This window comes from Streptomyces aureus (genome assembly GCF_001418135.1).
Lineage (GTDB): Bacteria > Actinomycetota > Actinomycetes > Streptomycetales > Streptomycetaceae > Streptomyces > Streptomyces aureus_A.
Window position 1 is genome coordinate 1 of the sequence record NZ_LIPQ01000315.1, and the last position, 11,241, is coordinate 11,241.

Here is an 11,241-nt window from a genome sequence, read left to right on the forward strand (position 1 = left end):
CGCCCGCGCACCCGCGCCCGTCCCCCATCTCCGCGCCCACAACCTCACCCTCACCCGCCCCGGAGGGGTCACCGCCCTCGACCACGTCACCCTCGACCTCGCCCCCTCCCGCGTCACCGCCCTCGTCGGCCCCAACGGCGCCGGCAAGAGCACCCTCTTCGACTGCCTCGCCGGCACCCTCCGCCCCCGCGAGGGCCGGATCACCCTCGACGGCACCGACATCACCCACCGCTCGGCCCATGCCCGCACCCGCCTCGGCATCGCCCGGACCTTCCAGCGCCTCGCCGTCTTCCCGTCCCTCACCGTCGAGGAGAACGTCCGCCTCGGCGAGGAGCGGGGCCACGTCCGAAAGGACCCCGCCGCGGTCGAGCGGAGCCTGCGTCTCCTCGGCCTCGCCGGATCCGTACGCCACGCCACGGCGGCGGACCTGCCCACCGGAACGCTGCGCCGGGTCGAACTGGCCCGCGCCCTCGCGGGGCAGCCGCACACCCTGCTCCTCGACGAGCCCGCCGCCGGTCTCGACGCCGCCGAGACGGCCGCCCTCGCCCGGGTCCTCGCCGCGCTGGCCGCGGACGGCCTGACCGTCCTGATCGTCGAACACGACCCGGATCTCGTCGCGGACATCGCCCACACCGTGCACACCATGGAAGGCGGCCGGATCGTGTCATGAGCGTCGAGATGGCCCTGCGCGCCGCCCGGGTCCGCTACGGCCCCCTGGAGGCCCTGCACGGCCTCGACCTGCCCGTCCCCGCCGGCACGGTCACCGTCCTCCTGGGCCGTAACGGCTCGGGGCGTACGACGGCGCTGCGCGCCCTCGCCGGCACGGTACGGCTCTCCGCCGGTCGGGTCCTGTGGCGGGGCGCCGACGTGACCCGTCTCCCGGCGCACGAGCGGGCGCGCCGCGGGCTGTGTTTCGTACCGGACCTGCAGGCGGTGTACGCGGGCCTCACCGTCGCCGAGAACCTCGCGCTCACGAGTCCCGGGACCCGGCCCCCGTTCCCCGAGCTCGTCCCCCTGCTGGACCGCACCGCCGGGACCCTCTCCGGCGGCGAGCGCCGCATGCTGGCGCTCTCCCGGGCCCTTCTCCCCCGTGACGCGCGCGTGGTGCTGGTCGACGAGCCGTCGCTCGGCCTGGCCCCGCCGGTCGCCGCCCGTACGTACCGAGGGCTGGCCGCACTCGCCGTGGAGGGCGGCGCCGCCGTGGTCCTGGCGGAGCGGCGGGTCCCGGACGGGCTGCCGCCCGGGACCCTCGTGCACGAGCTGGCGCGCGGCTCCCTCGCGTTCAGCGGGGAGCGGGCCGAGCTCGGGTGACGGCCCCGAGACCGGTCACAGCGGGCCGATCCGCAGCATCGTCCCGATGACGACCCGGTTCGGATCGGGTCCGATGAGGCTGCGGTTCGCCGCGTACAGCGCCTTCCAGCCGCCCTTGATCCCGAAGCGACGGGCGATGGAGCTGAGGGTGTCGCCGGGCTGGACGACGTGCGCGCGCCCGCTCAGCCCGTACCGCTTGGAGCAGACGGGCCAGGCCGCCCAGCCCTGGGTGCGGAGCACCTCCTCCGCGACGGCGATCTGCTGGGGGCGGGTCGCCAGGTCGGCGCGGGGCGCGTACCGCAGTCCGCCGTGCTCGACCCAGGTCGGGTGCCAGAACTGGAGCCCGCCGTAGAAGCCGTTCCCGGTGTTGATGTGCCAGTCCCCGCTGCTCTCGCACTCGGCGACACAGCCCCACGGCCACTGGTCCTTGGCGCAGGGGTGGGCGGGCAAGGCGGCGGCCGCCCGAAGCGAGTCGGCCACGTCCCGGAGCACGGCGGAGGTGGTCCGGGGCCCGGCCGGCACGTCCCGGGCCAGGGCGGGTGCCGGGGCCAGGGTCAGCAGCGCGGCGACGGACGCCGCCACGAGCGAACCCGCCGTCCAAAATCGGATCTTCGACATCGGGGCAGGCTAGGCAGCGTCCCGCCGCCCCCGGCCCGTGCCGCGCGGAACACCGTTCACACCCCACCCGGTCGGAGTCACCCGCGTTCCGGGCCTCCCCGGAGCCCCGCCGACCCGCTTCCGCGCGAGCCGGTGGCAAGTTGCCTCGCTTCCGCGCGTGACCCCGGCCGAGCCTGACCCGTTGAACTCGGCATGAGACGACCGGGAACGGCCCGGCGTCCCCCCGTACCGAGTCCAGGGAGCCCCCCGTGCCGCGCATGCTCGACGTCAGCGAGGACGTACGCGCCGAGATCGGCGACGAAGAAGCGGACCGGCTGCTCGCCGGCGACAACGCCCCGGGCAGCTACGACTGCACCTCCTGCCGCACGCCGGGGGACTCCGAGCAGGAGCGCACCAGCACGGTGCTGTTCGTCGGCGACGAGACCGCGGTCCTCGCGTTCGCCCACGCCAGCTGCATTCCGTCGCAGGTCGTCCGGGTCGCCGAGGAGCAGCTCCAGGGCGCCGTCGCCTCCATCACCGCCTCGGACACCGCCGACGCGCTGTCCGCCGCACACCCCGAGCAGGCCGTGCTCGGCGTCACCAGCGGTCTCGTCCTGATCCAGGGCGAGCTGCACCCGGCGCTCGTCGTGGAGCCGACCGCGCCGGTGGCCCGTCCGGGTTCGGACGGCCTCACCGACGAGTTCCTGCCGCTCCTGGCCGACCAGGGCTTCCACCAGGTCATGAACCTCGACGAGAAGCCGGCGGCGCTGCCGGGCTGGTCGGTCCTGGTCGCCATGGGCCAGCTGCACTCCGTCCTCCAGCCGGGCCCCGGCGGCGCCGGGCAGGCCGCCTGGTGGCAGGCGCACCAGCCGCTCCAGGTCACCGACGGCTGGCGTGCGGCGGCCAACAAGTCGCACACGGTGCTGGTCTTCGCCGCCCCGGTCGGCTCGATCGGCCAGCAGCCGCGCGAGGACCTGCTGCGCGACGCGCTGGAGAAGGCCGCGGCGAACGGGCGTCTGGTCGCCGCCGCGATGCCGCTGGCCGGGACCTGATGGACGGCGGCCGGCCGGGCATAGGGTGGGCGCGGGTCTCCGGCGTACCGACGGGGCCGACGGGGGCCGCCGGTCCGGCGGCCCCGACCGTGCCGCGTCCCCGCCGTGCGCTCCTTTCGGAGAGCCGCCCGCATCCGACGGGCGGCGGGGTCGTTGGCACCTACGTGCACGCATACGACCCCTTCCTCCAGCCGTATCCGAGTCAGATCCCTTCGATGCGCCCTGCGCAGGACGACCCGGCGGGGGCCTCGCCCACGCCGATCTACGACGCCCTGTACTCGGAGTACCGCAGGTCGTTCCGCACGCTGCCGGGTGACCGCAGCGGGGAGGAGGAGCTGACGTTCCGGGCGTTCGGTACGGCGGTGAGCACGGGCGTGTACGGACACGGGCAGGGCAGCCGGTACGGGTCGTCGTATCCGGCGGCGTGGTCGACCCCGTACCCGCCGACGCACACCCACACCCAGGCGGCCCTGCCACCGGGGCCCCGCAGGGGCCTCTAGGCCCTGTCGTCCAGGGCACACGGCACACGGGGGGAACGGCGGGGACGGACTACTTCTTGCGGCCGCGCTTCTCGCGCACCCGCACCGAGATGTGGATCGGGGTGCCCTCGAAGCCGAACTCCTCGCGGAGGCGGCGCTCGATGAAGCGGCGGTAGCCGGCCTCCAGGAAGCCGGAGGCGAAGAGCACGAAGCGGGGCGGCTTGGTGCCCGCCTGCGTGCCGAAGAGGATGCGGGGCTGCTTTCCGCCGCGGATCGGGTGCGGGTGGGCCGCGACGATCTCACCGAGGAAGGCGTTGAGCCGGCCGGTGGGGACACGGGTCTCCCAGCCGGCGAGGGCGGTCTCGATGGCCGGGACCAGCTTCTCCATGTGGCGGCCGGTCTTGGCGGAGACGTTGACGCGGGGTGCCCAGGAGACCTGCTGCATCTCGGTCTCGATCTCGCGCTCGAGGTAGTAGCGGCGCTCCTCGTCGAGCTCGTCCCACTTGTTGTAGGCGATGACGATGGCGCGGCCCGACTCGACCGCCATCGTGATGATGCGCTGGTCCTGGACCGAGATGTTGTCGGTGGTGTCGATGAGGATGACGGCCACCTCGGCCTTCTCGACGGCGGCGGCCGTCCGCAGGGAGGCGTAGTAGTCCGCGCCCTCCTGGAGGTGGACCTTCTTGCGGATACCCGCGGTGTCGACGAACTTCCACGTCACGCCGCCGAGCTCGATCAGCTCGTCGACCGGGTCGCGGGTGGTGCCGGCCAGCTCGTTGACGACCACGCGGTCCTCGTTCGCCACCTTGTTGAGCAGCGAGGACTTGCCGACGTTCGGGCGGCCGATGAGGGCGATGCGGCGCGGGCCGCCGACGGCGTTGCCGAAGCGCTGCTCGGGGGCCTCAGGCAGCTTCTTCAGGACCTCGTCGAGGAGGTCGCCGGTGCCGCGGCCGTGCAGCGAGGAGACGGGGAACGGCTCGCCGAGGCCCAGGGACCACAGCATGGCCGCGTCGGCCTCGCCGGACTGTCCGTCGACCTTGTTGGCGGCGAGGACGACCGGCTTGCCGGCGCGGCGCAGCAGCTTGACGACGGCCTCGTCGGTGTCGGTGGCGCCGACGGTGGCGTCCACGACGAAGAGGCAGGCGTCGGCCGCCTCGATGGCGAACTCGGCCTGGGCGGCGACGGAGGCGTCGATGCCGAGGACGTCCTGCTCCCAGCCGCCGGTGTCGACGACCTTGAAGCGGCGCCCGGCCCATTCGGCCTCGTACGTGACGCGATCGCGGGTGACGCCCGGCTTGTCCTCCACGACGGCCTCACGGCGGCCGATGATGCGGTTCACCAGGGTCGACTTGCCGACGTTCGGACGGCCGACGACGGCGAGGACGGGGAGGGGGCCGTGACCCGCCTCCTCGATCGCGCCCTCGACCTCTTCGACGTCGAAGCCTTCTTCGGAGGCGAGCTCCATGAACTCCGCGTACTCGGCGTCGCCAAGTGCCCCGTGGTCGTGCTGGTCGTTCATGAAGTCCGTTCCTTGATCATTCGTGGTCGGTGGGTCCCCGGGCCGCGGGGCCCACTACTGAAAGTCTCGCTCAGCGCCCGGTGAGGCGCCTGGCGTTTTCCAGGTGGTCGGTGAGCTTCCCCTGGATCCGTACGGTGGCCTCGTCGAGCGCCTTGCGCGTGCGCCGGGCGGAGCCGTCGCCCGCGTCGAAGGCGTCACCGAAGACGACGTCGACGCGGCCGCGCAGCGGAGGCAGTGCCTTGACCAACCGTCCGCGGCGCTCGGTGCTTCCCAGGACGGCCACCGGGACGATCGGGGCGCCGCTGCGGACGGCGAAGTACGCCAGGCCCGAGCGGAGCGAGGCGAAGTCGCCGTCGCCCCTGGTGCCCTCGGGGAAGATCCCGAGGACGCCGCCCTGCTCCAGGACGCCGAGGGCGTTGCCTATCGCTGTGCGGTCGGTGCTGTCGCGGTCCACCTTGAGCTGCCCGATGCCCTCCAGGAAGCTGCCGAGCGGGCCGACGAACGCCTCCTTCTTGATGAGGAAGTGCACGGGGCGAGGTGCGGTGCCCATGAGCATGGGGCCGTCGATGTTGTGCGCGTGGTTGACGGCGAGGATGGCGGGGCCGGTGGCCGGCACCTTCCAGGCGCCGAGGACGCGCGGCTTCCAGAAGCCGTACATCAGACCGATGCCGATGCGTCGGCCGACGGCGGCGCCCTTCTCGGAGGGCACGGTCACTTGGCGGCCGTCCTCTTCTCGTCCACCAGGGTGACGACGCACTCGATGACCTGGTCGAGCGTGAGCTCGGTGGTGTCGACCTCGACGGCGTCGTCGGCCTTGGCGAGCGGCGAGGTCTTGCGGCTGGAGTCGGCCGCGTCCCGCTTGACCAGGGCCTCCTTCGTCGCCTGTACGTCGACGCCCTTGAGCTCGCCGGAACGGCGGGCTGCACGGGCCTCGGGCGAGGCGGTGAGGAAGATCTTGAGATCGGCGTCGGGCAGGACGGTGGTGCCGATGTCCCGGCCCTCGACGACGATGCCGTGCTCGGCGCTGCGGGCGATGGACCGCTGGAGCTCCGTGATCAGGCTCCGTACCTCGGGGACGGCGCTGACGGCGCTGACCTTGGAGGTGACCTCTTCGGTCCGGATGGGGCCCGCGGCGTCGGCGCCGTCGACGGTGATGGTGGGCCGCGCCGGGTCGGTGCCGGAGACGATGACCGGCTTGGCCGCGGCGTTGGCGACGGCCTCGGCGTCGTGGACGTCCACACCGTTGCTGATCATCCACCAGGTGATCGCCCGGTACTGGGCGCCGGTGTCGAGGTAGCTCAGACCCAGCTTGGCGGCGACCGCCTTCGAGGTGCTGGACTTGCCCGTGCCGGAGGGCCCGTCGATGGCGACGATCACGGATTCCACGGTGGGAACACCTTCCTGGGGGTGAGTGGCGGGCCCGGCAGGATGCGGGGGACCTCCACAAGGTTACCGAGTCCCCGGCACCCGCCCGGCCCCACCTCTGCAGGGGCCCCGCCCGTCCCGCCGGGCGCCCGCGTCCCGCGGTGCCCGACGGGAGCGGCCCCGCTGCCGGGGCCGGGGCGCGTCAGCTTGTTCGAAGAGCCCAGCCGCGTTCCTGCAGCGCCGCCCCCAGCCCCGGTGCCGCCGAGGGTTCCACCATGAGCTGGACCAGACCCGCCTGCTGCCCCGTCGCGTGCTCGATGCGGACGTCCTCGATGTTGACCCCCGCCCGGCCCGCGTCGGCGAAGATCCGGGCCAGCTCGCCCGGCTGGTCGCTGATGAGGACGGCGACCGTCTCGTACGCCGTGGGCGCGGCGCCGTGCTTGCCGGGGACGCGGGAGCGGCCGGCGTTGCCGCGGCGCAGCACGTCCTCGACGCCCGAGGCGCCGTCCCGGCGCTTGTCCTCGTCGGCGGACTGCAGGGAGCGCAGCGCGCGGACGGTCTCGTCGAGGTCGGCGGCGACGCCGGAGAGGACGTCGGCCACGGGGCCCGGGTTCGCGGAGAGGATCTCGACCCACATGCGCGGGTCCGAGGCCGCGATCCGGGTGACGTCGCGGATGCCCTGCCCGCAGAGGCGTACGGCCGACTCGTCGGCCTCCTCAAGGCGCGCGGCGACCATCGACGACACCAGCTGCGGGGTGTGGGAGACCAGGGCGACCGCGCGGTCGTGGGCGTCGGCGTCCATCACGACGGGGACGGCCCGGCACAGCGCGACGAGCTCCAGGGCGAGGTTGAGGACCTCGGTGTCGGTGTCCCGGGTCGGGGTGAGCACCCAGGGGCGTCCCTCGAAGAGGTCGGCGGTCGCGGCGAGCGGGCCCGAGCGCTCCTTGCCGGACATGGGGTGCGTACCGATGTACGCGGTGAGGTCGAGACCCAGGGCCTCCAGCTCGCGCTTGGGGCCGCCCTTGACGCTCGCCACGTCGAGGTAGCCGCGCCCGAGCCCGGCGGTCATGGCCTCGGCGAGGGTGGCGGCCACGTGCGCCGGGGGTACGGCGACGATGACGAGGTCGACGGGCCCCTCGGGCGCCTCGTCGGTGCCGGCGCCGAGCGCGGCGGCCGTGCTGGCGCGCGCCGGGTCGTGGTCGCGCAGATGGACGGCGACGCCCCGGCCCGCGAGGGCGATCGCGGCGGAGGTGCCGATCAGTCCGGTGCCGATGACGAGCGCTGTTCTCACTGGGCGATGTCCTTGCGCAGAGCGGCCGCGGCGCCGAGGTAGACGTGCGCGATCCGGGACTTGGGGAGTTCGGTCTCGACGTGGGCGAGGAGCCGCACGACCCTGGGCATCGCGCCCTCGATGTCGAGTTCCTGCGCGCAGATCAGGGGGACGTCGACGATGCCGATGCGGCGGGCCGCGGCGGCGGGGAAGTCGCTGTGGAGGTCGGGGGTGGCCGTGAACCAGATGCTGATGAGGTCGTCGGCGTCGAGTCCGTTGCGCTCGAGGACGGCGGTGAGCAGCTCTTCGACCTGCTCGCTCATGTGTCCGGCCTCGTCCCGCTCCAGCTGGACGGCTCCTCGGACCGCTCGTACCGCCACGTCGTGCTCCTTCGCCTGCGTCAGTGCTCCGTTCAGCCTAGTCAGGGGCCGAAGGGCGTGCCGGGGCGCCCGCCCTCCGAGACGGAGGGCGGGCGGTCGCGAGAGCCTCCGGAGCCCCGGGAGGCCGGGAGTCCGGCCAGATCGGTCCGGGACCCGCCCGATGTCACCCGAACCGGGGTGCTCCGCCACTCGGGGTACAGGCCTCGCCCGAAGGACCCGCGGGGTAGAACTGTCGACATGTTGCTGCACGTCGTACCGCTGGCCGACTGGTCCGCCGCCCCCGATGCCCCGTACGCCCCGGCGTCCCTCGCCGCCGAGGGCTTCGTCCACTGCTCGCCGGACGAGGCCGCGGCCCTCGCGATCGCCGACACCCGCTACCGGGACGTGCCGGGCCCGCTCCTGGTGCTGGTGATCGACGAGGAGCGGCTGACCGGGGAGGTGCGCCGGGAGGGCGGCTCGGGAGGGACGCTCTTCCCTCATGTCTACGGGCCGATCGAGCGGGACGCGGTGACCTCGGTCCTGGAGGTACGGCGTGACACGGACGGCCGTGCGAGGGAGCTGACCCCCCGGGTGTAGGCGTGTTGCGGGACCCTTCTGCTCGGCGGCGCCAAGGTGGCCGTATGACTTCACGCGTCACGAACCTGACCTCACTCGCCACGAGCCGCCGTACCGTGCTGGTCGCCGCCGCGGCCCTGACGGCGGGCTGCGGCTCGGACGACGGAGGCGACGGCGGTACGACCACCAGCGCACCGGCCACCCCGGGCGACACCGCGGGCACGAGCGCTCCCGCCACTCCCGGCACGAGTGCGCCGGCCTCCCCGACCGCGCCCGCCGAGACGAGCGGCTCCCCCAGCGCTCCGGGCGGCAAGGCCCTGGCCAGGACCGCCGACATCCCGGTCGGCGGCGGCACGGTCTTCAAGGCGGAGAAGGTGGTCGTCACCCAGCCCACGGCGGGTGAGTTCAAGGCGTTCTCCGCGGTCTGCACCCACCAGGGCTGCCTGGTGAACAAGGTCGCGGACGGCACCATCGACTGTCCCTGTCACGGCTCCAAGTTCCGTATCACCGACGCCGCGGTGGTGGCGGGACCGGCTCCCCGCCCGCTGCCGGCCGAGCGGATCACCGTCTCGGGGGACTCGATCACCCTGACATAGCCCTGTCACAGCCCTGCCGTAGCCTGACCGGCATGACTCCGGACGAGCTGGTGCGCGACCACACGATCTACTCCTGTGTGATGGGCTCACGCGCCTTCGGTCTCGCGACCGAGGGCAGCGATACGGACGTCCGGGGCGTGTACCTCGCCCCGACGCCGTTGTTCTGGCACTTCGACAAGCCCCCCGCGCATGTCGAGGGACCGGGCGAGGAGCAGTTCAGCTGGGAGCTGGAACGCTTCTGCGAGCTGGCCCTGCGCAACAACCCGAACGTCCTGGAATGTCTCCACTCCCCCGTGGTCGAGTACGTCGACGACCTCGGCCGCGAACTGCTCTCGCTGCGTGACGCCTTCCTCTCCCGGCAGGCCCATCAGACCTTCGTCCGTTACGCGGGCGGGCAGCGCCGCAAGCTCGACGCGGACGTACGCCAGTACGGCCACCCGCGCTGGAAGCACGCCATGCACCTGCTGCGGCTGCTGTCCAGCTGCCGGGACCTGCTGCGCTCGGGCGAGCTGCGGATCGACGTCGGCGAGGAGCGCGAACGCCTCCTCGCGGTCAAGCGCGGCGAGGTGACCTGGGCCGAGGTCGAGTCCTGGATGAACCGCCTCCAGGAGGAGGCCGACCGTGCCCTCGACGTCTCCCCGCTGCCGCCCGGCCCGGACACCGCACGTGTGGAGGACTTCCTGGTCCGCGCCCGCCGGGCAACTGTCTGAACGCGCTCGCGGGAAACGGTGGCCGACGCCGCCGAAAAGAAAACCGTCGGCCAACCTGGCGGAATTCACCGCATGGGCAAATCGAAGAAATTTGACATCCCGGACACGTCCGCCCGCACGACATGACAGATCAATATTTCCCGAGTTCCACATGATCATGAAATGTTAATCTGCGCCCCGTCGATTCTTTCGTCATACAGGGGGCGGGACGTGAAACGTCTTCATACACGCGGATTGCCGGTGGCCTTGGCCGCCGCGATCCTGGCCGGAACGCTGCCCGGCGCAGCCACAGCCGCCGAGCAAAAAGGGGGGCCTCGGCTTCCGGAACTGCGGCAGCCGCCCGCAGTCGCGGTCTCCGCGGCGAAAATAGGCGGCACCAAAAAGCCCGACGCGGCGAGATTCTCCCCGGCGGACCGGAGAAGAGAGGCCCGCTGGCCCTCTGCCGGATCTGCCCAGATTTCCCTGAATAACGGGGGCGGCCGGGTCGGCGGGCTGCCGGTGAGCCTTCGCCCCCGGGCCGCGACCGCCGCCCGCACGGACGGAGCGCGGCCCCTCCGGCTGGGACGGGACGACGCCCCGCAGACCATGCGGGTGTCGGTCGCCGACCGGAACGCCACGAGCAAAGCGGGCGTCGACGGCCTGCTGATGTCGCTGGGCGGCACCGACGGCGGACCGGTCAGCGGCCCCGTGGAGGTCGAGGTCGACTACAACGCGTTCCGCCACGCGTACGGTGGCGACTACGCCGCCCGCCTGCGGCTCGTGGAGCTGCCGGCCTGCGCGCTGACCACTCCGGATGCCGCGCAGTGCCGTGTCCAGAAGCCGCTGAAAACCCGCAACGACCTGCGGTCCGGCACTCTGTCCGCCGAGGTGCGGCAGCCTTCCGGCCCTCTCGCGGCCAAGTCCGGCGGACCGGCCGGAGTGAGCGCGATGACGGCGGCCTCCGCCACCGTCCTGGCCGCCACGGCGAGCACGGCAGGCCCCACCGGTGACTTCAAGGCCACCTCGCTCCAGCCGTCGGGCTCGTGGAGCGCCGGGGGTTCCACCGGCTCCTTCTCCTGGTCCTACCCCATCGACGTACCCGGGGTTCCGAGCGAACTGAAGCCGAGCGTCGCCCTGCAGTACGACTCACAGAGCGTCGACGGCCTCACCGCGGCCTCCAACTCCCAGGCGTCCTGGATCGGCGACGGCTGGAACTGGCAGCCCGGCTTCATCGAGCGCCGCTACAAGGCGTGCAACGACGACAAGACCGGCGGGACGAACACCACCAAGGTGGGCGACCTGTGCTGGTTCAACGACAACGCCGTCCTCAACCTCGGCGGCAAGTCGACGGAGCTGGTCTACGAGGCCGGCAAGGGCTGGCACCCGGCGGCGGACTCCGGTGAGACGGTCGAGAAGCTGACCGGCGCC

General features: G+C 72.9%; 13 protein-coding genes and 1 pseudogene. 8 read left to right on the forward strand and 6 right to left on the reverse strand.

All coding sequences use genetic code 11. The annotated features are described in order from the left end of the window. The coding region (locus AOK00_RS25020; protein ID WP_159041840.1) for an ABC transporter ATP-binding protein at positions 1–670 on the forward strand (670 nt) is incomplete at its 5' end. Further along, complete coding sequence (locus AOK00_RS25025) at positions 667–1,311, forward strand: ATP-binding cassette domain-containing protein (RefSeq protein ID WP_055602527.1); 645 nt, start codon at positions 667–669, stop codon at positions 1,309–1,311. The genes AOK00_RS25020 and AOK00_RS25025, both read left to right, overlap by 4 nt. A gap of 15 nt (positions 1,312–1,326) precedes the next feature. Here the strand turns inward: AOK00_RS25025 and AOK00_RS25030 are convergent, their stop codons facing one another. Further along, positions 1,327–1,929 carry a transglycosylase family protein gene (locus AOK00_RS25030; protein WP_055602528.1) on the reverse strand — a complete coding sequence of 201 codons (603 nt, stop codon included), beginning with the start codon at positions 1,927–1,929 and terminating at the stop codon, positions 1,327–1,329. A 248-nt stretch (positions 1,930–2,177) separates the two neighbouring features. Here AOK00_RS25030 and AOK00_RS25035 point away from each other — a divergent pair, with 248 nt between their 5' ends. Then, positions 2,178–2,960 (forward strand): hypothetical protein, encoded by a 783-nt coding sequence (locus tag AOK00_RS25035; RefSeq protein WP_055602529.1) that lies wholly within the window; start codon positions 2,178–2,180, stop codon positions 2,958–2,960. A gap of 215 nt (positions 2,961–3,175) precedes the next feature. Beyond that, entirely contained in the window at positions 3,176–3,460 is a 285-nt protein-coding gene (locus tag AOK00_RS25040) for a hypothetical protein (protein ID WP_367870055.1), read from the forward strand. A gap of 49 nt (positions 3,461–3,509) precedes the next feature. Here AOK00_RS25040 and der read toward each other — a convergent pair whose 3' ends face one another. The 5 genes from der to aroH form a co-directional block, all read right to left on the reverse strand. Next, a complete protein-coding gene (der, locus tag AOK00_RS25045) occupies positions 3,510–4,958 on the reverse strand; it encodes a ribosome biogenesis GTPase Der (RefSeq protein WP_055602530.1) in 1,449 nt (482 codons plus the stop codon). Between the two features lie 70 nt (positions 4,959–5,028). Beyond that, positions 5,029–5,673, reverse strand: a complete 645-nt coding sequence (locus tag AOK00_RS25050) for a lysophospholipid acyltransferase family protein (RefSeq protein WP_107097466.1) — start codon at positions 5,671–5,673, stop codon at positions 5,029–5,031. Beyond that, positions 5,670–6,344 (reverse strand): (d)CMP kinase, encoded by a 675-nt coding sequence (cmk, locus tag AOK00_RS25055; protein WP_055602531.1) that lies wholly within the window; start codon positions 6,342–6,344, stop codon positions 5,670–5,672. The genes AOK00_RS25050 and cmk overlap by 4 nt, the downstream gene beginning before the upstream one ends. Before the next feature lie 181 nt (positions 6,345–6,525). Beyond that, positions 6,526–7,614, reverse strand: coding sequence for a prephenate dehydrogenase (locus AOK00_RS25060; protein ID WP_055602532.1), 1,089 nt, complete (start codon positions 7,612–7,614; stop codon positions 6,526–6,528). Continuing rightward, positions 7,611–7,973 (reverse strand): chorismate mutase, encoded by a 363-nt coding sequence (gene aroH / locus AOK00_RS25065; RefSeq protein ID WP_030315684.1) that lies wholly within the window; start codon positions 7,971–7,973, stop codon positions 7,611–7,613. The genes AOK00_RS25060 and aroH overlap by 4 nt, the downstream gene beginning before the upstream one ends. A 237-nt stretch (positions 7,974–8,210) precedes the next feature. Between aroH and AOK00_RS25070 the strand changes: the two genes are divergently transcribed. The 4 genes and pseudogenes from AOK00_RS25070 to AOK00_RS25085 all read left to right on the forward strand — a co-directional run. Next, positions 8,211–8,549 (forward strand): DUF952 domain-containing protein, encoded by a 339-nt coding sequence (locus AOK00_RS25070; RefSeq protein ID WP_055602533.1) that lies wholly within the window; start codon positions 8,211–8,213, stop codon positions 8,547–8,549. A gap of 44 nt (positions 8,550–8,593) precedes the next feature. After that, positions 8,594–9,124: a Rieske (2Fe-2S) protein gene (locus AOK00_RS25075; protein WP_055602534.1), complete on the forward strand. Its 531-nt coding sequence runs from the start codon at positions 8,594–8,596 to the stop codon at positions 9,122–9,124. 32 nt (positions 9,125–9,156) lie between these two features. After that, positions 9,157–9,834 (forward strand): nucleotidyltransferase domain-containing protein, encoded by a 678-nt coding sequence (locus tag AOK00_RS25080; protein WP_055602535.1) that lies wholly within the window; start codon positions 9,157–9,159, stop codon positions 9,832–9,834. Positions 9,835–10,332: 498 nt separating this feature from the next. Continuing rightward, positions 10,333–11,241: pseudogene (locus AOK00_RS25085) on the forward strand (hypothetical protein); the annotation flags it as partial.

What these genes read in the sequence shown, in the direction of transcription:
- AOK00_RS25025 (WP_055602527.1), top strand. Translation starts at nt 667, where the DNA reads ATGAGCGTCGAGATGGCCCTGCGCGCCGCCCGGGTCCGCTACGGCCCC.
- AOK00_RS25030 (WP_055602528.1), bottom strand. Translation starts at nt 1,929, where the DNA reads ATGTCGAAGATCCGATTTTGGACGGCGGGTTCGCTCGTGGCGGCGTCC.
- AOK00_RS25040 (WP_367870055.1), top strand. Translation starts at nt 3,176, where the DNA reads ATGCGCCCTGCGCAGGACGACCCGGCGGGGGCCTCGCCCACGCCGATC.
- der (WP_055602530.1), bottom strand. Translation starts at nt 4,958, where the DNA reads ATGAACGACCAGCACGACCACGGGGCACTTGGCGACGCCGAGTACGCG.
- AOK00_RS25070 (WP_055602533.1), top strand. Translation starts at nt 8,211, where the DNA reads ATGTTGCTGCACGTCGTACCGCTGGCCGACTGGTCCGCCGCCCCCGAT.
- AOK00_RS25075 (WP_055602534.1), top strand. Translation starts at nt 8,594, where the DNA reads ATGACTTCACGCGTCACGAACCTGACCTCACTCGCCACGAGCCGCCGT.
- AOK00_RS25080 (WP_055602535.1), top strand. Translation starts at nt 9,157, where the DNA reads ATGACTCCGGACGAGCTGGTGCGCGACCACACGATCTACTCCTGTGTG.